Genomic DNA, 21,855 nt, shown 5'->3' with positions numbered 1-21,855 from the left:
CGCTCGCCCTTCTTCGTCAGTGTCGCGTTGCAGATCGTCGTGCGCATGCTCACTTCCCGTTCGTCGCGCCAGCCAGCGCGCGTTCACGCTCGCGCAACAATTCGAGCTGCGTTTCGTTGAACCGTTCGTATTGCCGCTGCCATTCGGACGGCTGCTGCACGGGCTGCACTTGTACCGCGGTGACCTTGTATTCGGGGCAATTGGTCGCCCAGTCCGAACTGTCCGTCGTGATGACGTTCGCGCCCGATTCGGGGAAATGGAACGTGGTGTAGACCACGCCCGGCTGCATCCGCTCGCTAACGAGCGCGCGCTGCACCGTTTGACCGGCGCGCGATTCGATGCCGACCCAATCGCCCGTCTTGATGCCGCGATCCTGTGCGTCGTGCGGATGGATTTCGAGACGATCCTCTTCGTGCCAGCGCGAGTTATCGGTGCGACGCGTCTGCGCGCCGACGTTGTATTGGGAGAGGATGCGTCCTGTCGTCAGTAGCAGCGGGTAGCGACGCGTGACTTTCTCGCGCGTGGCGACGAATTGCGTAATGACGAACTTGCCCTTGCCGCGCACGAATTCGTCGACGTGCATCGTCGGCGTGCCTTCGGGCGCTTGCTCGTTGCACGGCCACTGCACGCTGCCGAGCCGATCGATGAGCGCGTAGGACACACCGTGGAAGGTCGGCGTCAGTCGTGCGATTTCGTCCATGATCTGCGAGGGATGCGCGTAATCCATCTCATAGCCGAGCGCACGCGATAGCATCAGCGTGACTTCCCAGTCGGCGTAGCGCGCAAGCGGCGGCATCACGCGTCGCACGCGCGAGATCCGTCGCTCGGCGTTCGTGAACGTGCCGTCCTTTTCGAGGAACGAGGAGCCCGGCAGGAACACGTGCGCGTACTTGGCCGTCTCGTTCAGGAAGATGTCCTGCACGACGATGCATTCCATCGCCGCGAGCGCGGCGGCCACGTGCTGCGTGTCCGGGTCGGATTGGACGATGTCCTCGCCTTGGCAATACAGGCCGCGGAAGCTGCCGTCGAGCGCCGCGTCGAACATGTTCGGGATGCGCAAGCCGGGCTCGGGTTGCAATTGCACGCCCCACGCCGCTTCGAATTCATGCCGTACGGCATCGCCGCTGATATGGCGATAACCGGGCAGCTCGTGCGGGAACGAGCCCATGTCGCACGAGCCCTGCACGTTGTTTTGGCCGCGCAACGGATTGACGCCGACGCCTTCGCGCCCGATGTTGCCCGTCGCCATGGCCAAGTTGGCGATGCCCATGACCATCGTCGAGCCTTGTGCGTGCTCGGTGACGCCCAGGCCGTAGTAGATCGCGGCGTTGCCTCCCGTCGCGTAGAGGCGGGCTGCTTCGCGCACGAGTTCGGCGGGCACGCCTGTGACCTCGGCCGTCGCCTCCGGCGAATTCTCGGGTTGCGCGATGAACGCGCGCCATTGCTCGAAGGCGAGCGGCTCGCAGCGTTCGGCGATGAACGCATCGGCCAGGAGGCCCTCGGTCACGATCGTATGTGCGAGCGCGTTCACGAGTGCGACGTTGGTGCCGGGGCGCAGTTGCAGATGATAGGCCGCCTTCACGTGCGGGCCATCGACGAGATCGATGCGGCGCGGGTCGGCCACGATGAGCTTGGCGCCTTCGCGCAAGCGCCGTTTCAAGCGCGAGCCGAAGACCGGATGGCCATCGGTCGGGTTCGCGCCGATGACCATGATCACGTCGGACTTCTCGACGGAGGCGAACGTCTGCGTGCCCGCCGATTCGCCGATCGTCGTCTTCAGCCCGTAGCCCGTCGGCGAATGGCAGACGCGCGCGCAGGTATCGACGTTGTTGTTGCCGAAGGCGGCGCGCACGAGCTTCTGCACGAGGTACGTTTCTTCGTTGGTGCAGCGTGACGAGGTGATGCCGCCGACGGAATCGCGCCCGTACTTCCCTTGGATGCGGCGGAACTCCGAGGCGGCGTAGGCGATGGCCTCTTCCCACGATACTTCGCGCCACGGGTCGGTGATCTTCGCGCGAATCATCGGCGTCGTGATGCGATCTTTGTGCGTCGCATAGCCCCACGCGAAGCGGCCTTTGACGCACGCATGGCCTTCGTTGGCCTGCCCGTTCTTGTAAGGCGTCATGCGCACGACTTGCGAGCCTTTCATTTCAGCTTTGAACGAGCAGCCGACTCCGCAATAGGCGCAGGTGGTGATGACCGAGTGCTCGGGTTGCCCGACGAACTCGACCTTCTTCTCGATGAGCGTGGCGGTCGGGCAAGCGGCGACGCAGGCGCCGCACGAGACGCACTCCGACTCCATGAACGGCTGGCTTTGGCTTGCCGCGACGCGCGATTCGAACCCGCGCGCGGCGATCGTCAGCGCGAACGTGCCCTGCGTCTCTTCGCATGCGCGCACGCAGCGGTTGCAAACGATGCACTTGGACGGATCGTAAGTGAAGTAAGGATTGGACTCGTCCTTGACGTCCTTCAGATGGTTCGCGCCGTCGAAGCCATAGCGCACTTCGCGCAGCCCCACGACACCGGCCATGTCCTGCAATTCGCAATCGCCGTTGGCGGGGCAGGTCAGGCAGTCGAGCGGGTGATCGGAGATGTAGAGCTCCATCACGTTGCGGCGCAGCGATTGCAGCCGGTCGCTTTGCGTGCGCACGCGCATGCCCGCTTCGACGGGCGTCGTGCACGAGGCCGGATAGCCGCGCTTGCCTTCGATCTCCACGAGGCAAAGGCGGCACGACCCGAACGGCTCGAGCGAATCGGTCGCGCACAGCTTGGGTACGTTGACGCCGGCTTCGATCGCTGCGCGCATGACAGACGTGCCTGCCGGCACGGTGATCGCGACGCCGTCGATCTCGAGCGTGACATCGGTGTCGGCGTACCGGCGCGGCGTGCCGTAATCGATGTCGCTCGCCGGTGCGGCGGCGTTCGATCGGCATGCGCAGTGTGCGGAACCGCAACCGCCCGAGCTTGACGGGGCGGCGGGGGTGCGGGCGGGCGCATCGGACATGGGAGGCTCCATCTTCAAGCCGCAGCCGCTTTCGGCTGAACGGGGCGAAGACCGAAGTCTTCGGGGAAATGATCAAGCGCGGACAAGACCGGGTAAGGTGTCATGCCGCCCATCGCGCAGAGCGAACCGGACACCATCGTGTCGCACAGATCGCGCAGCAATTGAACTTGCTTTTCGGACGTGTCGCCGTTGCGGATACGCGCGATGACTTCGACGCCGCGCGTCGAGCCGATGCGGCAAGGCGTGCATTTGCCGCATGATTCGACGGCGCAAAAGTGCATCGCGTACTGCGCGAGTTCCGCGAGGTTCGAGCTGTCGTCGTGAACGACGAGCCCGCCGTGTCCGACGACGGCGCCGACGGCCGCGTAGGCTTCGTAGTCGAGCGGGATGTCCCACTGGCTCTCGGGCAGATAAGTGCCGAGCGGCCCGCCCACCTGCACGGCGCGCACCGGGCGGCCGCTTATCGTGCCGCCGCCGAACTCATCGACGAGCTCGCGCAGCGTGACGCCGAAGGCCAATTCGACGAGGCCGCCGCGCTTGATGTTGCCCGCCAACTGGAACGGCAGGGTTCCGCGCGAGCGGCCCATGCCGAAGTCGCGATAGAACGCGGCGCCGCGCGCGAAGATGATCGGCACCGTCGCGAGCGTGATGACGTTGTTCACGACGGTGGGTTGACCGAACAGGCCCGCGAGCGCCGGCACCGGCGGCTTCGCGCGCACGATACCGCGCTTGCCCTCGAGCGATTCGAGCAACGCCGTTTCCTCGCCGCACACATACGACCCCGCGCCTTTGGCGACTTCGAGTTCGAAAGCGTGGTTCGAGCCGAGCACGCGCTCGCCGAGCCAGCCTGCTGCGCGTGCTTTCTCGAGCGCGGCGTTCAAAGTCGCGATCGCATGCGGGTATTCGCTGCGCACGTAGATGTAGCCGCGCGTTGCGCCCGTCGCCACGCCGGCGATGATCATGCCTTCGATCAGCGCAAATGGGTCGCCTTCCATGGACAGACGATCGGAGAACGTGCCCGAATCGCCTTCGTCCGCATTGCAGACGATGTACTTTTGCGCTGCCTTCGCTTCGCGCACGGTGCGCCATTTGATGCCGGCGGGAAACGCCGCGCCGCCGCGGCCGCGCAGGCCCGAATCCAACACTGTCTGGCAGGCGTCTTCCGCGCTCATCCGCAGCGCTGCCTTCAGGCCTTCCAGGCCGCCATGGTCCGTGTAGTCGTCGATCGAGAGCGGGTCGGTCAGGCCCAACCGTGCGAACGTGAGACGTTGCTGACGCTTCAGATAGTCGATTTCATCGACGAGACCGACCGAGCGCGCGTGTGCGCCGCCCGTCAGAAAACCGGCATCGAACAGCGATCCGACCTCTTGCGCTTCGACATTGCCGTAGCCGACCCGTCCCGCGCTCGTCTGCACTTCGACCAGCGGCTCGAGCCAAAGCAGACCGCGCGAACCGTTGCGCACGAGTTCGACTGGAGTACCGCGTCGCGCGGCTTCCTGCACGATGGCATCGGCAATTGCATCGGCGCCGAGCGCCAGGGCCGACGAGTCGCGAGGAACGAAAACACGCGTGTTCATGCGTTCTCCTTGGCGTTTTCGGCCGGGGCCGCCGCCCGTGTGCGCGCTTCATCGAGCAGGGCATCGAACTTGTTCGGCGTGACCTTCACGTGCAGCGCGCCGTTGATCGTCATCGACGGCGATAGCGCGCACTGGCCCAGGCAGTAGACCGATTCGAGTTCCACCGGCTGCGCGCCGTGCTCGCCTGCGCCGCCCGCATCGCGCGAGGCATCGAAGCGGCATCCGGTGCGACTTTCGATGTGGCGCGCGAGCGCTTCGACGCCCATGCTGCGACACGCCTCGGCCCGGCACAGCGCGACAGTGACGTGCGCGGGCGGGTGCGTGCGGAAGTGGTGGTAATAGGTGATCACGCCGTGGACTTCGGCGCGGGAAAGATTGAAGGCGCGCGCGAGCGGCGCGACGACCTCGGGCGGGACGAGGCCCGTTTCGTCCTGTATGGCGTGCAGCACCGCAAGCAGCGATGCGCCCGGCGAAGCGTGTCGGCGGACGAGCTCGTCCGGCGCCGCGGCGCTGACGTGTTCCAAGGTGGGGCTCCTCATAGGCTCCGGCTCCTGTAGGGCACGATGACTAATATGCACTTGATAGACATATGGCGTGCATATATGCTCGGCTCTGGCCGTTGTGTCCACACGATAGGCGCGGGCTGCATCTTCTGCAATAGGAAATCGGACTGCATAAATGATCGACATCAAATGCGTTGCGGAATTGATCGTACGCGACATTTCGGGCCGCGAAATGAGCTTGACCGACATCGTGCCCCTTTTGGCGTCGATCGGCGAGACGGGTAGCATCGCGCAAGCGGCCGGCGAGCGGCAGCTCTCGTACCGGCACGCGTGGGGGCTATTGCGCGCGATCGAAGCGCGCCTTGGCGGCGAATTGATATCGAAGGAGCGCGGCAAGGGATCTGCATTGTCGGCGCTCGGCCGTGCGGTCGTGCAGGCGCAACGCTCCTGCGCGGAGCGGCTCGATGGGCCGCTGCAGCAATTGGCAAGCGAAGTCGCCGCCGAATTGAACCGGCAACTGGGCGCGAGCGGCGCCATGCGTATCCACGCTTCGCACGGATACGCGGTGGCGGCGCTGGTGACGCAGATGAACGGGCTCGATGCGAACGCCGTCGAGATCAAGTATCGGGAAAGCGCCGAAGCCGTTGCGGCGCTGGCGCGCGGCGAATGCGATTTCGCCGGTTTCCACCTGCCGCGCGGGGCGTTTCGCGAGTTCTGCGCCGACATTTACCGGCGCTGGCTGGATCCGCGGCGGCACGTTCTCGTCTATCTGACCGGGCGCAAGCAAGGCCTCTTTCTCGCAAAAGGCAACCCAAAGGGCGTGCGCGGCCTCGACGACCTGGCACGCGCCGATATTCGGTTCGTCAATCGTCAAGCGGGCTCGGGCACGCGGCTGCTGCTCGATTTGGCTCTGAACAGCGTGGGCGTCGATCCGGATCGCATCAACGGCTATGCATCGACCGAGCTCACGCATACGGCGATCGCCGCCTTCGTGGCGAGCGGGATGGCCGATGCAGGCTTCGGGGTGGCGCCGGCCGCACACCATTTCGGGCTCGATTTTCTGCCGATCGTCGACGAGGATTACTACTTCGCCTGCGATCGCAGCCGGCTGTCGACGCAGCCGTTGGCATCGGCGCTCGGGGTGCTGCGCAGCGACGACTTTCGCGCCAAGGTGGCGTCGCTCGAGGGCTACGACCCCGCGCATTGCGGCGAGCTGGTGGATGTGGCCGCAGGCTTGCGCGGCTCGCCGCATGGGGACGTTTCGTCGGTCAAGCGATAGCGATCGGGGCGGGTTGGCTCGCTGCGAGCGCGGCGGCGATTACGGCGGTAACGTGACTGGCTGCAAGCGCCGGCGATTCTGCGTTACTCTTGCTGGTCTCTCGTACGGACTGGCTTGGAACGCGCCGCGGGGCGCGGAAAATCGCTATGAAATCATTCGTCAACTTCTGCGCCGCCTTGGCCGCGGCCGGTACGCTGGCCACGGTCTCGACGCTTGCCTTCGCGCAGAATTCGCCCGGCGTGCCGGGCGGGATCCTGCAAGATCAATTCCGGCTGCAGGAGCACCCGCAATTGGAATTCGCCGCGTCGGCCCCATCGAAAAAATATCAATCGCGCCGCTCGCAGTTGCGCAAGCGCGGTGACAGGGGCGATCCCGATGGCTGCAACTTGCAGTGCCCGGAAGATGCGCAATAAGCGAGGGAGTGTCCGGTCGAACGCGTCGTCGACGTGCGATGGATTGGCGTGCGCCGTCGTGCGGCCGCGAACGCCTTGGGCGCGCCTAGTGCAGCCGCGGCGGCGCCTAGGTCGTGCAGCGCGCGATCGCGAAGCGCAACTCGGGCTCGGAGACGGAATCGTCGGGGCGAGCCTGCTCGACGCGCACGTTCGAGCCCGCGGCCGACGGCGCCAACGTGATGAGCCAGGCGTAGCCGCTGGCGGAGCGGCCCACTCCCAGTTCGGTGTAACCGGCTCCGGCGCGCCGATGCACATCCGATAAACGGCTCGTCAGGCAGTTGGCGATGGCGCGGGGAGAGTGCGACGAGGAGAATGCCATCGGCGCACTGGCATCGCGCGCATCGGCCGAGTCTTGCGGTGTGGACCCGCAGGCGGTCAGCAGCGCGGCGAGCGCTAGGGCGGCGGTTGAGAGCGGGAATCTTTTCATTGGCGAGTGGCTTGCCTGGCAAGGGATCGGTGTGCCAGTGTAACGGCGTGCACGGGGCGCGCAAAGGTACGCGCCGTGGAGGGGGGCTAGATGCGCGCTCGCGGCATGGGAGATGTCGCGCCCCAATGCGTTGTGCCCGACCGCATATAGCGTATAGATACGATACGGCCGTGGCCGCGCACCCGTTGGCCCAGAGAGGTCGGCGAAGACGGCGAAGCCCGCCAATGAAAAAGGCCAACCGAAAGGTTGGCCTTGCAAATGCTGGTGGAGCCGGCGGGAATCGAACCCGCGTCCGCAAATAGTCCACAGCCAGTTCTACATACTTAGTTCAGTCGTTTGATTTAACCGCACAGACGCGGACGAACACGCTTCGTTACGGCGAGTCACTTGGTTTTCGGCCCCGGCGTCGTGACACCACTGAGGATTATCTGACGTAAATGACCTCGCTAGTCTTGCGACCCTAGCCCGTCAGCGAGCTAGTGCGAGGCGAGCGGGGTTAAGCCGCTACGGCGAACGAGTTATCGTTTGCGGTTACTTAAGTCCCATTGATTTACGAGGTGACGGGTCCTCGGTATGCCCTGAACTGCTTCGTTATCCACGTCGAAACCAGGTCGGCCCCTTACGTTGGGAGTGATTATCCCACAGAAAGCAAGATGGTGCGGCTTGCCGAAAAATCAAGAGGGCGCCCGTGGGCACTCGGGCCTGTCGGGTGCCCTCGGATGATGCGCGTGCTCTGCTTCCCATCATCCGAGCGCGGCGAGTAGCAGGTGAAGCTGCTGCGGCGTATCGACGATGTGCTGCGCATGCCACATGGCCGGCGGCAGATCGGCGCCGCAGTAACCGTATGCCGCCGCGACCGTGGCCATGCCGGCCGCGAATCCCGCCTGCACGTCTCTCAAATCGTCGCCGACATACACGATTCGCTCGGGCGGCAACGCGAGCGTTTCGGCGGCATGGAGCAACGGCGCCGGATGAGGTTTGGAATGCGGCGTCGTGTCGCCGCTCACGACGCAGCCTGCGCGGGCCGCCAGCCCGAGCTGCGCGACGAGCGGCATCGTCAGCCGGCCCACCTTGTTCGTGACGATGCCCCAGCGAACGCCGCGCGCATCCAGTGCATCGAGCAGTTCCGCGATACCCGGGAACAGCGTCGTCTCGATGCATAGATCGGTCTCGTAATTGGCGAGGAATTCCTCGCGCATCGGGGCGAACTCGCGATCCTCCGGACCGATGCCGAAGGCTCCGCCGATCAGCCCGCGCGCACCGGCCGATGCGAACGGCCGCAACTGCTCGACGGGGACGAGCTCGAGCCCTCGGTGGCGGCGCATCTTATTGACGGCGGCCACGAGATCGGGCGCGGTATCGGCCAGCGTGCCGTCGAGGTCGAACAGCGCGGCGCGACATTGGGCGATCTGCGGCGCGTCGTCTTGACGCGCGGGTGGGGGCGACGGTTGGTTCATGGATCGAAAGCGGGATCAAGGAGGCTGGCGGGGCGGGCGATGCGAGCATGAGCGGCGCAGGTGAGGGCCACCGCTCGGTTTCGGTCAATCGTCGCGGCGGCAGGCAAACAAGTAGTTGACGCTCGTATCGTCGGACAAGGCGAAGCGCTTGCCGAGCGGGCGATAGGTGATGCCTTTAACCTCGACCTCGCGCAAGCCGGCCGCCCGGGCGAACCCAGCCAGTTCCGACGGACGGATGAAGCGCGCGTAGTCGTGCGTGCCTTTTGGCAGCATCTGCGCGATGTATTCCGCACCGATCACCGCGAACAGATACGCCTTCACGTTTCGGTTGAGCGTGGAGAAGAACACCCAGCCGCCGGGCTTGACGAGCGCGGCGCAGGCGCGAACGATCGCCGCGGGATCGGGCACGTGCTCGAGCATTTCCATGCAGGTCACGACATCGTAGCTGGCGGGTTCGCGGGCGGCGAGCGCCTCGGCCGCGATCTCTTCGTACTCGACGGTGATGCCGCTTTCCAAGCTGTGCAAGTCCGCTACGCCGAGCGCCTGATGGGATAGATCGATGCCTTTGACTTGCGCGCCAAGGCCGGCCATCGACTCGGACAGGATGCCGCCGCCACAACCGACGTCAAGGACGCGCTTTCCCGGTAAATGAGCATGCCCATCGATCCACGCAAGGCGGACGGGGTTCAGTTCATGCAGCGGTTTGAATTCGGCGTTGGGATCCCACCAGCGGTGCGCAAGGTCGCTAAATTTCCGTAGCTCGTGGGGATCGGCATTCGTCATAAGCTTGCAAACGTGGAGATGGAGTGGGCCAGAATTAGGCTGAGTATATCGAGGGTTGCGCGCTGCGGCAAAACCGCCGCGGCGCTCGGGGCGCGCCAAACTATCGCGGGCGAAACGGGTTCGCCGTGCTCGGCAAAGCGCCGGAAGGCGAAGTCGGCCAGGGTGGAGGCTGCTCGCGCGCTGCATGCCGCAGGCAGAAAAAAACCCCGCCGGAGCGGGGTTTTTCGTGAAGCGAAAGCGCGGCTTACTGCTTGTTTTGCGTGCCGACGATTTCGACTTCCACGCGACGGTTCGGAGCCAGGCAAGCGATGAGCGCCTTGCGGTTCTTCTGGTTGCAATCCGTCTTGACCGGGTTGCGCTTGCCCTTGCCTTCCGTGTAAATCTTGTTGGCGGGCACGCCCTTGCTGACGAGATAAGCCTTGACAGCTTGTGCGCGGCGCAGCGACAGACGGTCGTTGTACTTGTCCGAACCGATCTTGTCGGTGTAGCCCGTTGCAACGGCCACTTCCAGGTTCATGCCTTGGATCTTCGTGGCGAGTTCGTCAAGCTTTGCCTTGCCGGCCGGCTTCAGGATAGCCTTGTCGAAGTCGAACAGCGTATCGGCTTGATACGTGACCTTCTGGCTCGAGATAGCCGGAGCAGCCGGGGCGACCGGAGCGGGCGGCGTCGGGGCTTGGGCGACGAGTGCGCCGTCGCACTTCGCGTTGGCCGTGGCCGGCGTCCAGAACGCATCGCGCCAGCAAAGCTCGTTCGTGCCGTTCATCCACACGTATTCGCCGGTACCATTCACCCAGTTGTCGTTCGTAGCTTGTCGCGACGCCGGCACCGACTGTGCCGATGCGGATGCAGCCACAACTGCGGTAGCTGCAATGAACGCGAGCTTTGAAAATTTATTCATATTTCTCCTCTCGAAATTGAGATTACCGCAGGTTTACTGCGAGCCTGGATGACGTAGACAAGTCATACATTGCTCGAAGTATAACATTGGTGCGGCACAAAAAACGGCGACCCTGTGGACACTTCGAGCAGCGTCTAACCAAGTGCGTTGGCATTTTGCCATATCGTTCCCTTCTTACGAAAAAAAAATCCCGCCGTCCCAAATCGCTTCTTTCGATTGTGGTGCTGCCGCAACAGGGAAGCCAGGCGGGCTTCCGAAGGGGATGGCAGGTCGCACGATGCGTGCCAGCACGCCCGCAACAATCGCGTTCACGCACCGCAAAAATCGCTCGGAGCGGGTGCCCGGCGTCCGGGTGCGTGGGGGAGTACGCACCGGGTGTCGGGCGGCAAGGGCGGCCATGTTAGAATCGCGTGATGCCCGGCGCCTCCTGCCGGGTCGGCGGGGGTGGCGGTCCGGTTGGGTTTTCGCTCCGCTCGCGCCCGAAATCGATACGGATAATGGATCAATTCGCCAAAGAGACTCTGCCGATCTCCCTCGAAGAGGAAATGCGTCGTTCATATCTCGATTACGCGATGAGCGTAATCGTGGGACGGGCGCTCCCCGACGTGCGGGACGGCTTGAAGCCGGTGCATCGCCGCGTGCTCTATGCGATGCACGAACTGAACAACGACTGGAACCGCGCCTATAAGAAGTCCGCGCGTATCGTCGGCGACGTCATCGGTAAATATCATCCGCACGGCGACACCGCGGTCTACGACACCATCGTTCGGATGGCGCAGGACTTCTCGCTGCGCTACATGCTGGTCGACGGTCAGGGCAATTTCGGGTCGATCGACGGCGACAATGCCGCCGCCATGCGGTACACCGAAATCCGCATGGCCAAGATCGGCCACGAACTGCTGGCCGACATCGACAAGGAAACCGTCGACTTCGGGCCGAACTACGACGGCAGCGAGAGCGAGCCGCTCATTCTGCCGGCCCGCATCCCGAATCTGCTGATCAATGGCTCGTCCGGTATCGCGGTGGGGATGGCGACGAACATTCCGCCGCACAACCTGAACGAAGTCGTCGACGCCTGCCACCATCTGCTGAAGAATCCGCAGGCGAGCATCGACGAACTCATCGAGATCATCCCTGCCCCGGATTTCCCCACGGCCGGCATCATCTACGGCGTGGCCGGCGTGCGCGACGGCTACCGCACGGGCCGCGGCCGCGTCGTCATGCGCGCGGCCACGCACTTCGAGGAAATCGATCGCGGCCAGCGCATGGCGATCATCGTCGACGAGCTGCCGTATCAAGTCAACAAGCGCTCGCTGCTCGAGCGCATCGCCGAACTCGTCAACGAAAAGAAGCTCGAGGGCATTTCCGACATCCGCGACGAGTCCGATAAGAGCGGCATGCGCGTCGTCATCGAGCTCAAGCGCGGCGAAGTGCCCGAGGTCGTGCTGAACAACCTCTATAAAGCGACGCAGCTGCAGGACACGTTCGGCATGAACATGGTTGCGCTCGTCGACGGCCAGCCCAAGCTCCTGAACCTGAAGGAGATGCTCGACGCGTTCCTGTCGCACCGGCGCGAGGTGCTGACGCGGCGCACCGTGTACGAGCTGCGCAAAGCGCGCGAACGCGGCCATGTCCTCGAAGGGTTGGCCGTTGCGCTCGCGAACATCGACGAATTCATCGCGATCATCAAGGCCGCGCCCACGCCGCCGATCGCGAAGCAAGAATTGATGGCGCGCGCGTGGGACTCCTCGCTCGTGCGCGAGATGCTGGCGCGGGCCGAAACCGAGAATTCGGCGGCGGGCGGGCGCGAAGCCTACCGCCCAGAAGGATTGAATCCCGCGTTCGGCATGCAGGGCGACGGTCTTTACAAGCTGTCCGATACGCAGGCGCAAGAAATTCTGCAGATGCGCTTGCAACGCCTCACGGGCCTCGAACAAGACAAGATCATCGGCGAGTACCGCGAAGTCATGGCGCAAATCGCCGATCTGCTCGACATCCTCGGGCGGCCCGAGCGCATCACGGCCATCATCGGCGACGAGCTCACGGCCGTGAAGACCGAGTTCGGCGACGCGCGGCGCTCGAAGATCGAGTTGAACGCGACCGAGCTGAACACGGAAGATCTGATCACGCCGCAAGACATGGTCGTGACGATGTCGCATGCGGGCTACGTCAAGTCGCAGCCGCTTTCCGAGTATCGCGCGCAAAAGCGCGGCGGCCGAGGCAAGCAGGCCACGCAGATGAAGGAAGACGACTGGATCGACACGCTGTTCATCGCGAACACGCACGATCATATTCTGTGTTTCTCGAATCGCGGCCGCGTCTATTGGGTCAAGGTCTACGAGGTGCCGCAGGGTTCGCGCAACTCGCGCGGCCGCCCCATCGTCAACATGTTCCCGCTTCAGGATGGCGAGAAGATCAACGTCGTGCTGCCGGTCAAGGAGTTCTCGGCAGACAAGTTCGTGTTCATGGCGACATCGCTCGGCACGGTCAAGAAGACGCCGCTCGAGGCTTTCAGCAGACCATTGCGCAAAGGTATCATTGCGGTCGGTCTCGACGATGGCGATTTTCTGATCGGCGCCGCGATCACGGATGGGCAGCACGACGTCATGTTGTTCTCCGACGCAGGCAAAGCCGTGCGCTTCGACGAGAACGACGTGCGTCCGATGGGCCGCGAGGCGCGCGGCGTGCGCGGCATGCAGCTCGAAGAGGGGCAGCAGGTGATCGCCATGCTCGTGGCGGGCAGCGAGACGCAGTCCGTGCTGACGGCGACGGAGAACGGCTACGGCAAGCGCACGCCCATCACCGAGTACACGCGGCACGGGCGCGGCACGAAGGGCATGATCGCGATCCAGACGTCCGAGCGCAACGGCAAGGTCGTGGCGGCCACGCTCGTCGACGCCGAAGGCCAAATCATGCTGATTACCACCACGGGTGTGTTGATTCGCACACGTGTTTCGGAGATCCGCGAGATGGGCCGGGCTACGCAGGGTGTTACACTCATCAGCCTCGATGAGGGGACGAAGCTCTCCGGCCTGCAGCAGATCGCGGAAGCCGAAGTCGACGTCGAAGGCGCGGCGGCCGAAGAGGAAACCGGCGAAGACGGCGAAGACGGCGCGCAACAGTAAGTATCGATGCGGCCGACACTGGTCGGCCGTGTGCATCAAGCGCCGCGCGGCATCGCTGCGGTTCTTGACGAAAGACAACGAAGCGCGCGAGCCATCGTGCTATAGGTCGGGTCTGCCGCCGCGTGCGACGGCGGCGCAACGAACCGAACTGACGGCTGCGCGCTAACGACTCATTTTTTAGAGGGAGTGAAGATGCAACGACGATTCAAGCAATGGATGCTGCTGGCTGCTTTCGTGCCGACTTTCGCAATGGCGCAAGCGCTCCAGTCTCAAGCGCCGGCGGCTTCCGCTGCTGCAACTGCTCCGGTCGACGCGGCCAAGCAGGCTGCGATCAAGGAATTGCTCGAAGCGATCGACGCGCAAAAGCTCGTCGGCGCCATCGGCAACAGCGCGCAGATGCAAGCGCGCCAGTACGTTCCGGAAATCCTGTCCGAAGCGCTTTCGGAAAACAAAACGCTGACGGACAAGCAAAAGCAAGCGGCCGTGCCCACCTTGCAAAAGACGGCCGTGCAGAAGCTCGTCGATTCCGCGGGCCAAGTGTTTGCGACGGACGCGTTCCGCCACGACGCGATGCAAGCGCAGTACGACGCCTATGCGAAGTACTACTCGACGCAGGAAATCAAAGATCTGACGACGTTCTACAAGAGCCCGACGGGTCGCAAGTTCATCCAAGTGCAAGATCAAGTCGGCCGCGACGTCGTGGGTGGATTGATGCAGAAGTACATGCCGCAATCGATCCAGGCAACGCGCACGCAAGCCGATAAGGAAGTCGCCGCGGTCAAGCCCGGCAAGTAAACCGCAAAGCCCCTCGGGCTTGTCGGCGTAGGCTCGCGCTCGGGCCTGCGCGAGCGGTTTTCGATCGGCGGTGCGATAATGGCCGTTTGCGCGAAACGCGCGAACGGCCATTACTATTTGCGGCATGCGTCCGCCGTGAGGCGTCACCAGTGGTGCGCCACGCTTCAGTTCATTTCATTCTTCGGGGAGTCTCACGATGCGGGTCTTCAATTTCTCGGCGGGGCCGGCAGCGTTGCCCGAGGAAGTGCTGCGCCAAGCGGCCGACGAGATGCTCGATTGGCATGGCAGCGGCATGAGCGTGATGGAAATGAGCCATCGCGGGCGCGAGTTCATGTCGATCCACGAAGAAGCGCTCACCGATCTGCGCGAGCTGCTGCAGGCGCCGGCCAGCCATCGCATTCTCTTTCTGCAAGGCGGCGGCCTGGGCGAGAACGCGATCGTGCCCATGAATATGCTGGGCAAACGCGATGTCGCAGACTTCGTCGTGACGGGTTCGTGGTCGCAAAAGTCGTTCAAAGAGGCCGGCAAGTACTGCAAGCCGCATCTGGCCGCGAGCGGCGAAACGGCGGATGGTTTCACGCGCGCGCCCAAACGCAGCGAATGGCAGCTCTCGAGCAATCCGGCCTACGTTCACCTGTGCACCAACGAGACGATTCACGGCGTCGAGACTTTCGATATCCCCGATCTCGGGGATATTCCGCTCGTCGCCGATGTTTCGTCGCACGTGCTGTCGCGCCCGCTCGACGTGGCCAAGTACGGTGTGATGTTCGGCGGCGCGCAAAAGAACATCGGCATGGCGGGCTTGACGATCGTCGTGGTGCGCGAGGACTTGCTCGATCGCTCGCTGCCGATCTGCCCGTCAGCATTCGAGTGGCGCATCGTCGCCGAGAACAATTCCATGTTCAACACGCCGCCTACCTATGCGATCTACATCGCGGGCCTCGTTTTCAAGTGGCTCAAGCGGCAGGGTGGTTTGAAGGAAATCGAGGCGCGCAACCTCGAGAAGTCGAAGCTGCTTTACGACACGATCGATGCAAGCAGCTTCTATATCAACAAAGTGGAGCGCGATTCGCGTTCGAGAATGAACGTACCGTTCTTCCTCGCCGACGAATCGCGCAACGAAGATTTCCTGGCCGGCGCGAAAGCGCGCGGGCTAATGCAGCTCAAGGGCCACAAGTCCGTCGGCGGCATGCGGGCGTCGATCTACAACGCGGTGTCGCTCGAAGGCGTCAAGACGCTTGTCGAGTACATGTTGGAATTCGAACGGACTCGCGCATAAGTCGCGCGGGCGGGGCGGCATGACGCCGCCCGTTTTCGATACGGCCGTTTTACGCATGGATGACGAACTCAATTCAAAGTTGAAGCCGCTGCGCGATCGGATCGATGCGATCGACGAGCAGCTCATCGCGCTGCTCAACCAGCGCGCCGCGATCGCGCTCGAAGTGGGCGAGGTCAAGAAGCTGTACAACGCGCCCGTGTTTCGGCCCGAGCGCGAGCAGCAGGTCATCGCGCGCTTGCAGAACATGAGCGCGGGACCGCTGGCCAGCGATCACATCAGCGCGATCTGGCGCGAGATCATGGCGGCAAGCCGTTCGCTCGAGCGCCCCGTCACCGCCGCCTATCTCGGGCCGGCCGGCACCTATAGCGAAGAGGCGATGTACGAGTACTTCGGTCATTCGATCGAAGGCTTGCCGTGTCTGTCGATCGACGAGGTGTTCCGGTCGGTCGAAGCCGGCGGCGCCGAGTTCGGCGTCGTGCCCGTCGAGAATTCGAGCGAGGGCGCCGTGTCGCGCACGCTGGATTTGTTGCTGCAGTCGCAGTTGCTGATCGGCGGCGAGCTTGCGTTGCCGATTCGCCATAACTTGCTGACGCAAAGCGGCGCGGTGACCGGCATCGTTCGGGTTTGCGCTCACGCGCAAGCGCTGGCGCAGTGTCAGCGCTGGCTCGCGACCCACATGCCGCACGTCGAGCGGCAGGCGGTCACGAGCAACGCCGAAGCGGCGCGCTTGGCGGCGCAGGATCCGGCGGTCGCGGCGATCGCGAGTGATCGTGCGGCGGCGTTTTACGGCCTGCAGGTCGCCTATCCGATGATCCAGGACGATCCGCACAACCGCACCCGCTTCGTCATGATCGGCCACGCGCCGGCAGGCAGCAGCGGACACGACCAGACCTCGCTCATCGTGTCGGTGAAGAACGAGCCGGGCGCCGTGTTCAAGCTGCTCGAACCGCTCGCGCGTCATGGCGTGTCGATGACGCGCTTCGAGTCGCGTCCGGCGCGCGTGGGCACCTGGGAATACTACTTTTACATCGACGTCGAAGGTCATCGAGAAGACGCGGCTGTCGCTGCAGCGCTCGCGGAACTCGAAAAGAAGGCGGCGTTTCTGAAGATCCTCGGCTCGTATCCGCGCGCGCGCTAGCGCGGTGCGAATCGCGCGCTCGACGCGGCTCGCGATGCGAGCCAGCGCGCCGCTGCATGCGCTCGCGCAGCGCGGCGCAATGCACCGGCTTCGTCCGCTTTGGAGAAAGACATGACAACGCAATACGGCCCGTCCTACGTGCGCGGCATCGCGCCGTACGTCGCCGGCAAGCCGATCTCGGAGGTCGCACGCGAGTTCGGACTCGACGAGGCGCGCATCGTCAAGCTCGCCTCGTTGCGCGTGACGATCGGCCTGCCGCACGAAAACGAGGCGTTCCTCGCCGCCCTGCACACGGCGCTCGCGCAGCCGTAAGGCGCGGCGCACTTCGACCTTCAGCCTGCGAGCCATTCGTGACTTCGTTTTCCTTCGACAAACTCGTGATTTTCGGCGTGGGCCTCATCGGGGGCTCGCTGGCGCGTGCGCTGCGCGAGCGCGCCGGTGTGGCGAGTGTTGGCCGCATCGTCGGCGTGGGCCGTTCGCGCGCATCGGCCGAGCGCGCGAGAGCGCTTGGCGTCGTCGATGAAGTCGCGGCGCTCGATGACGACGCCGAACTGCGCGCCGCGTTGGCTGGCGCGGACCTCGTGCTGCTGGCCGCGCCGGTCGCGCAGACGCTGCCGCTACTCCTGCGCATCGCGCCTTTTTTGGGCGCCGACACCATCGTCACCGACGCCGGCAGCACGAAGTCCGACGTCGTCGCCGCTGCTCGCGCAGCGCTCGCCGAGCGCGCCGCTCAGTTCGTGCCCGGACACCCGATCGCCGGCCGCGAATCGAGCGGCATCGAGGCGGCGCTGCCCGATCTCTACGTCGGCCGCAACGTCGTGCTGTGCCCGCTTCCGGAAAACCGGGCGCAAGACGTCGCGCGCATTGAGGCGCTTTGGCGCGCCACCGGCGCGATCGTCAGCACGATGACGCACGAGCAGCACGACCGGGTGTTCGCATCCGTTAGCCACTTGCCGCATCTGCTTTCGTTCGCGCTCGTCGAGTGCATCTTGAACGCGCCCGATGCGGCGCTGAAGTTTTCGTTCGCGGCTGGCGGTTTTCGCGATTTCACGCGGATCGCTGCCTCGAGCCCCGAAATGTGGCGCGATGTCTGTTTGGCCAATCGCCATGCCCTCGTCGACGAACTCGACGGCTACTTGACGGTGCTCGGGCGCTTGCGCGCCGCGATCGTCGCCGAAGACGGCGCGGCGCTCGAGGCCGTGTTCGCGCGTTCGCGCGAGGCGCGCACGCAATGGCAAGAACGCGGGGGGCAAGCGGTTGCGCCTGCCGGTCTCGCTCCGAAATGAAAGGACATGTTATGGATCACCTCGATCTCGGACCCTACTCGCGCGCGCAAGGCACGGTGCGCCTGCCCGGTTCCAAGAGCATTTCGAACCGCGTGCTGCTGCTGGCGGCGCTGGCAGAGGGCGAAACGACCGTTTCGAACTTGCTCGATTCCGACGACACGCGCGTCATGCTGGCTGCGCTCGAGAAGCTCGGCGTCAAACTGACGCGCGATGGCGAGCGCTGCGTCGTCCAGGGCGCGCGCGGCGCATTCACGGCGAAGACGGCGGACCTCTTTCTCGGCAACGCCGGCACGGCGATCCGTCCGCTGACCGCCGCGCTCGCGGTCAACGGCGGCGACTATCGCGTGCATGGCGTGCCGCGCATGCACGAGCGGCCCATCGGCGATCTCGTCGACGGCCTGCGTCAGATCGGCGCGCGTATCGATTACGAGGAAAACGAAGGCTACCCGCCGCTGCGCATTCGCGCGGGCGAGATCGCGATCGAAGCGCCGATCCGCGTGCGCGGCGACGTGTCGAGCCAGTTCCTGACGGCGCTCCTCATGACGCTGCCGCTCGTGCGTGCAAAGACCGGCGAGATCGTGGTGGAAGTCGAAGGCGAGTTGATTTCGAAGCCTTACATCGACATCACGATCAAGCTGATGGAGCGTTTCGGCGTGACCGTCGCGCGCGAGGGCTGGCAGCGCTTCACGGTGCCGGCCGGCGTACGCTACCGGTCGCCGGGCGCGATCATGGTCGAGGGCGATGCTTCGTCGGCGTCGTATTTCCTCGCGGCGGGTGCGATCGGCGGCGGCCCGGTGCGCGTCGTCGGCGTCGGCCGCGACAGCATCCAGGGCGACGTGGCGTTCGCGGACGCACTGACCGCGATGGGCGCCAACGTAACGATGGCGCAGGACTGGATCGAGGTGCGCGGCGTGGGCCACGATCACGGCCAGCTCGAAGCGGTCGACATGGATTTCAATTTGATTCCCGATGCGGCGATGACGATCGCCGTCTGTGCGCTGTTCGCGCGCGGCACGACTACGCTGCGCAACATCGGCAGTTGGCGCGTGAAAGAGACGGATCGGATCGCGGCAATGGCCAACGAGCTGCGCAAAGTCGGCGCGCAGGTGGAGGAGGGCGAAGATTTCCTTGTCGTGACGCCCCCCGCCAAGCTCACGCCCAATGCGGAGATCGACACCTATGACGATCACCGCATGGCGATGTGCTTCTCGCTCGTATCGCTCGGCGGCGTTCCGGTACGGATCAACGATCCGAAGTGCGTCGGCAAGACGTTTCCCGATTATTTCGCCCGCTTCGAGACGCTCGTTCGCGCGTGACCTCCCTTTATTAGATGAAACCGACTCGCCCTTTTCACCAGACTCCCGTCATCGCGATCGACGGCCCGACCGCTTCAGGCAAAGGCACGGTCGCGGCGCTCGTCGCCGCGCGACTCGGCTTTCACTTGTTGGATAGCGGCGCGCTTTACCGGCTTGCCGCCCTTGCAAGCGTGCGTTATGGCGTGGCGCCGGATGACGCCGACGCGCTCGCCGCCCTCGTCAACGACTTGCACATCACGTTCCGGGAAGGCTGCGCGCAGCTCGACGGCGTCGATGTGTCGAGCGAGATTCGCGCCGAGGAAATCGGCAATCGGGCCTCGGCGATCGCGGTCCATCAGAACGTGCGGGCCGCGCTCGTGGCGCGCCAGCGGGCGTTTCGCAAGGAACCGGGGCTCGTCGCGGACGGCCGCGATATGGGCACCGTCATCTTCCCCGACGCCATGCTGAAGGTGTTTCTGACGGCCAGTGTGGAGGCGCGCGCGGCCAGGCGGCATAAGCAATTGATCCAAAAAGGCTTTTCTGCTAATATGGATAACTTGCTCCGGGATTTGCGAGAGCGGGACGAGCGCGACAGTCAGCGCGCCGTCGCGCCGCTCAAGCCCGCGGCAGACGCAAAGCTGCTTGACACTTCAGCGCTGTCGATCGACCAAGCGGTCGAAGCCGTGGTGCAGTGGTATCGAGAGCGGTAGGTGCTTGGGCCCCTTTTGGGCCCAAGCGTGGTGTTAACCCTTAACCCCGTATGGCGTTCGCATCGACGTCGCAGCGTGTCCGGTCCTAGTCGCCGGCACTGACACTCGCGAAGCCATGCATTTACGATTTTTATGTCCGACCTGCAAACTTCCAACCCGAACACCGAATCTTTTGCGGCCCTCTTCGAGGAGTCGTTGACCAAGCAAGACATGCGCGCCGGCGAAGTGATTTCCGCCGAAGTCGTGCGTGTCGACCACAACTTCGTGGTCGTCAATGCAGGTCTCAAGTCCGAAGCCTACATCCCGCTCGAAGAGTTCTTGAACGACGCGGGCGAGGTAGAAGTGCAGGCGGGCGACTTCGTTTCGGTCGCGATCGACGCGCTCGAAAACGGTTATGGCGACACGATTCTGTCGCGCGACAAGGCCAAGCGTCTCGCTTCGTGGCTGTCGCTGGAAAAAGCGCTCGACAACAACGAGCTCGTGACCGGCACGATCACGGGCAAGGTCAAGGGCGGCATGACCGTCATGGTCAACGGCATCCGCGCATTCCTGCCCGGTTCGCTCGTCGATACGCGTCCCGTCAAGGATACGACGCCGTACGAAGGCAAGACGCTCGAATTCCGCGTCATCAAGCTCGACCGCAAGCGTAACAACGTCGTGCTATCGCGCCGCGCCGTCATCGAGGCGACGCAGGGCGAAGAGCGCGCGAAGCTGCTCGAGACGCTCAAGGAAGGCGCGATCGTCAACGGCGTGGTCAAGAACATCACCGATTACGGCGCGTTCGTGGATCTGGGCGGCATCGACGGCCTGCTGCACATCACCGACATCGCATGGCGTCGTGTGCGTCATCCGAGCGAGGTGCTGTCGGTCGGCCAGGAAGTCACGGCCAAGATCCTCAAGTTCGATCAAGAGAAGAACCGCGTTTCGCTGGGCATCAAGCAACTCGGCGATGATCCGTGGGAAGGCATTTCGCGCCGCTACCCGTCGGGCACGCGTCTGTTCGGCAAGGTCACGAACATCACCGATTACGGCGCGTTCGTCGAAGTGGAATCGGGCATCGAAGGCCTCGTCCACGTTTCGGAAATGGACTGGACGAACAAGAACGTCGCTCCGTCGAAGGTCGTTCAGCTCGGCGACGAAGTCGAAGTCATGGTGCTCGAGATCGACGAAGACCGTCGTCGTATCAGCCTCGGCATGAAGCAGTGCAAGCCGAATCCGTGGGATGACTTCAGCCGCAACTTCAAGAAGGGCGACAAGATCAGCGGCGCCATCAAGTCGATCACCGACTTCGGCGTGTTCATCGGTCTGCCTGGCGGCATCGACGGCCTCGTCCACCTGTCGGATCTGTCGTGGAGCGAAGCCGGTGAAGAAGCCGTGCGCAAGTACAAGAAGGGCGACGAAGTGGAAGCGGTCGTGCTCGGCATCGACGTCGAGAAAGAACGCATTTCGCTCGGCATCAAGCAGCTCGAAGGCGACCCGTTCAGCAACTTCGTTGCCATGAACGACAAGGGTTCGATCGTCGACGGCACGGTGAAGTCGGTGGATGCCAAGGGCGCGGTCGTGGCGCTGACGGCAGACGTCGAAGGCTACCTGCGTGCGTCGGAAATCGCGCAAGACCGCGTGGAAGATGCTCGCAACGTGCTGAAGGAAGGCGACAAGGTCAACGCGATGATCATCAACATCGATCGCAAGTCGCGCGGCATCAACCTGTCGATCAAGGCCAAGGATTCGGCCGAGCAGCAAGAGGCGATTCGCGGCCTGGCGGCCGATACGAGTTCGGCGGCAACGGGCACGACCAATCTTGGCGCGCTGCTCAAGGCCAAGCTCGACGGCCAGAATCAGTAAGC

At 64.1% G+C, this 21,855-nt stretch carries 17 protein-coding genes, 1 other RNA gene and 1 pseudogene; 11 read left to right on the top strand and 8 right to left on the bottom strand.

The features are described 5' to 3' along the window. Window positions 1-49: 49 nt before the first annotated feature. Genes fdhF through MMB74_RS22845 form a run of 3 tightly spaced genes read right to left on the bottom strand, consistent with a single transcriptional unit; the run spans window position 50 to window position 5,105 of the window. The gene (fdhF, locus tag MMB74_RS22855) at window positions 50-3,004 is read right to left on the bottom strand and encodes a formate dehydrogenase subunit alpha (protein ID WP_277430939.1); all 2,955 of its coding nucleotides are present in this window, start codon (window positions 3,002-3,004) and stop codon (window positions 50-52) included. Between the two features lie 14 nt (window positions 3,005-3,018). Beyond that, entirely contained in the window at window positions 3,019-4,581 is a 1,563-nt protein-coding gene (locus tag MMB74_RS22850; protein WP_277430938.1) for a formate dehydrogenase beta subunit, read from the bottom strand. Continuing rightward, window positions 4,578-5,105: an NAD(P)H-dependent oxidoreductase subunit E gene (locus tag MMB74_RS22845; protein WP_277431031.1), complete on the bottom strand. Its 528-nt coding sequence runs from the start codon at window positions 5,103-5,105 to the stop codon at window positions 4,578-4,580. The genes MMB74_RS22850 and MMB74_RS22845 overlap by 4 nt, the downstream gene beginning before the upstream one ends. A 154-nt stretch (window positions 5,106-5,259) precedes the next feature. Between MMB74_RS22845 and MMB74_RS22840 the strand changes: the two genes are divergently transcribed. Both MMB74_RS22840 and MMB74_RS22835 read left to right on the top strand, forming a co-directional pair. Continuing rightward, entirely contained in the window at window positions 5,260-6,363 is a 1,104-nt protein-coding gene (locus MMB74_RS22840; protein ID WP_277430937.1) for a substrate-binding domain-containing protein, read from the top strand. 146 nt (window positions 6,364-6,509) lie between these two features. Then, window positions 6,510-6,776, top strand: coding sequence for a hypothetical protein (locus tag MMB74_RS22835; RefSeq protein WP_277430936.1), 267 nt, complete (start codon window positions 6,510-6,512; stop codon window positions 6,774-6,776). Window positions 6,777-6,882: 106 nt separating this feature from the next. Here MMB74_RS22835 and MMB74_RS22830 read toward each other — a convergent pair whose 3' ends face one another. From MMB74_RS22830 to ompA, 5 genes are all read right to left on the bottom strand, one after another. Then, complete coding sequence (locus MMB74_RS22830; protein WP_277430935.1) at window positions 6,883-7,242, bottom strand: sugar ABC transporter ATPase; 360 nt, start codon at window positions 7,240-7,242, stop codon at window positions 6,883-6,885. A gap of 262 nt (window positions 7,243-7,504) precedes the next feature. Beyond that, window positions 7,505-7,861, bottom strand: a transfer-messenger RNA (tmRNA) gene (gene ssrA / locus MMB74_RS22825). A gap of 124 nt (window positions 7,862-7,985) precedes the next feature. Continuing rightward, the gene (locus tag MMB74_RS22820; protein WP_277430934.1) at window positions 7,986-8,699 is read right to left on the bottom strand and encodes an HAD-IA family hydrolase; all 714 of its coding nucleotides are present in this window, start codon (window positions 8,697-8,699) and stop codon (window positions 7,986-7,988) included. 84 nt (window positions 8,700-8,783) lie between these two features. Then, the gene (gene ubiG / locus MMB74_RS22815) at window positions 8,784-9,482 is read right to left on the bottom strand and encodes a bifunctional 2-polyprenyl-6-hydroxyphenol methylase/3-demethylubiquinol 3-O-methyltransferase UbiG (protein ID WP_277430933.1); all 699 of its coding nucleotides are present in this window, start codon (window positions 9,480-9,482) and stop codon (window positions 8,784-8,786) included. Window positions 9,483-9,726: 244 nt separating this feature from the next. Next, window positions 9,727-10,380, bottom strand: a complete 654-nt coding sequence (ompA, locus tag MMB74_RS22810) for an outer membrane protein OmpA (RefSeq protein WP_277430932.1) — start codon at window positions 10,378-10,380, stop codon at window positions 9,727-9,729. A 497-nt stretch (window positions 10,381-10,877) separates the two neighbouring features. On the opposite strand from ompA, the gene gyrA reads away from it, so the two are divergent. The 9 genes and pseudogenes from gyrA to rpsA all read left to right on the top strand — a co-directional run bounded on the left by gyrA (window position 10,878) and on the right by rpsA (window position 21,853). After that, complete coding sequence (gene gyrA, locus MMB74_RS22805; protein ID WP_277430931.1) at window positions 10,878-13,505, top strand: DNA gyrase subunit A; 2,628 nt, start codon at window positions 10,878-10,880, stop codon at window positions 13,503-13,505. Between the two features lie 192 nt (window positions 13,506-13,697). Further along, complete coding sequence (locus tag MMB74_RS22800) at window positions 13,698-14,300, top strand: DUF2059 domain-containing protein (protein ID WP_277430930.1); 603 nt, start codon at window positions 13,698-13,700, stop codon at window positions 14,298-14,300. Window positions 14,301-14,496: 196 nt separating this feature from the next. Continuing rightward, window positions 14,497-15,579, top strand: coding sequence for a 3-phosphoserine/phosphohydroxythreonine transaminase (serC, locus tag MMB74_RS22795; RefSeq protein WP_277430929.1), 1,083 nt, complete (start codon window positions 14,497-14,499; stop codon window positions 15,577-15,579). Window positions 15,580-15,634: 55 nt separating this feature from the next. Next, window positions 15,635-16,717 (top strand): prephenate dehydratase, encoded by a 1,083-nt coding sequence (gene pheA, locus MMB74_RS22790; protein ID WP_277431030.1) that lies wholly within the window; start codon window positions 15,635-15,637, stop codon window positions 16,715-16,717. A 111-nt stretch (window positions 16,718-16,828) separates the two neighbouring features. After that, window positions 16,829-16,975, top strand: a pseudogene (locus MMB74_RS22785) (histidinol-phosphate transaminase); the annotation flags it as partial. A 92-nt stretch (window positions 16,976-17,067) separates the two neighbouring features. Next, entirely contained in the window at window positions 17,068-18,003 is a 936-nt protein-coding gene (locus MMB74_RS22780) for a prephenate dehydrogenase/arogenate dehydrogenase family protein (RefSeq protein WP_277430928.1), read from the top strand. An 11-nt stretch (window positions 18,004-18,014) separates the two neighbouring features. Then, window positions 18,015-19,319 carry a 3-phosphoshikimate 1-carboxyvinyltransferase gene (gene aroA, locus MMB74_RS22775; RefSeq protein WP_277430927.1) on the top strand — a complete coding sequence of 435 codons (1,305 nt, stop codon included), beginning with the start codon at window positions 18,015-18,017 and terminating at the stop codon, window positions 19,317-19,319. A 14-nt stretch (window positions 19,320-19,333) separates the two neighbouring features. Then, window positions 19,334-20,008: a (d)CMP kinase gene (gene cmk / locus MMB74_RS22770; RefSeq protein ID WP_277430926.1), complete on the top strand. Its 675-nt coding sequence runs from the start codon at window positions 19,334-19,336 to the stop codon at window positions 20,006-20,008. 132 nt (window positions 20,009-20,140) lie between these two features. Next, a complete protein-coding gene (rpsA, locus tag MMB74_RS22765; RefSeq protein WP_277430925.1) occupies window positions 20,141-21,853 on the top strand; it encodes a 30S ribosomal protein S1 in 1,713 nt (570 codons plus the stop codon). Window positions 21,854-21,855 lie beyond the last annotated feature (2 nt).

This window comes from Trinickia sp. Y13 (assembly GCF_029522115.1).
Lineage (GTDB): Bacteria > Pseudomonadota > Gammaproteobacteria > Burkholderiales > Burkholderiaceae > Trinickia.
Note: the sequence above shows the minus strand (reverse complement) of the source record. Positions and strands in the feature narration are given on the sequence as shown.

Bases quoted from the DNA above. Each gene is read 5' to 3' on its own strand.
- fdhF (WP_277430939.1), bottom strand. From the start codon at position 3,004: ATGTCCGATGCGCCCGCCCGCACCCCCGCCGCCCCGTCAAGCTCGGGC.
- MMB74_RS22850 (WP_277430938.1), bottom strand. From the start codon at position 4,581: ATGAACACGCGTGTTTTCGTTCCTCGCGACTCGTCGGCCCTGGCGCTC.
- MMB74_RS22840 (WP_277430937.1), top strand. From the start codon at position 5,260: ATGATCGACATCAAATGCGTTGCGGAATTGATCGTACGCGACATTTCG.
- MMB74_RS22835 (WP_277430936.1), top strand. From the start codon at position 6,510: ATGAAATCATTCGTCAACTTCTGCGCCGCCTTGGCCGCGGCCGGTACG.
- MMB74_RS22830 (WP_277430935.1), bottom strand. From the start codon at position 7,242: ATGAAAAGATTCCCGCTCTCAACCGCCGCCCTAGCGCTCGCCGCGCTG.
- MMB74_RS22820 (WP_277430934.1), bottom strand. From the start codon at position 8,699: ATGAACCAACCGTCGCCCCCACCCGCGCGTCAAGACGACGCGCCGCAG.
- ubiG (WP_277430933.1), bottom strand. From the start codon at position 9,482: ATGACGAATGCCGATCCCCACGAGCTACGGAAATTTAGCGACCTTGCG.
- ompA (WP_277430932.1), bottom strand. From the start codon at position 10,380: ATGAATAAATTTTCAAAGCTCGCGTTCATTGCAGCTACCGCAGTTGTG.
- gyrA (WP_277430931.1), top strand. From the start codon at position 10,878: ATGGATCAATTCGCCAAAGAGACTCTGCCGATCTCCCTCGAAGAGGAA.
- MMB74_RS22800 (WP_277430930.1), top strand. From the start codon at position 13,698: ATGCAACGACGATTCAAGCAATGGATGCTGCTGGCTGCTTTCGTGCCG.
- serC (WP_277430929.1), top strand. From the start codon at position 14,497: ATGCGGGTCTTCAATTTCTCGGCGGGGCCGGCAGCGTTGCCCGAGGAA.
- pheA (WP_277431030.1), top strand. From the start codon at position 15,635: ATGGATGACGAACTCAATTCAAAGTTGAAGCCGCTGCGCGATCGGATC.
- aroA (WP_277430927.1), top strand. From the start codon at position 18,015: ATGGATCACCTCGATCTCGGACCCTACTCGCGCGCGCAAGGCACGGTG.
- cmk (WP_277430926.1), top strand. From the start codon at position 19,334: ATGAAACCGACTCGCCCTTTTCACCAGACTCCCGTCATCGCGATCGAC.
- rpsA (WP_277430925.1), top strand. From the start codon at position 20,141: ATGTCCGACCTGCAAACTTCCAACCCGAACACCGAATCTTTTGCGGCC.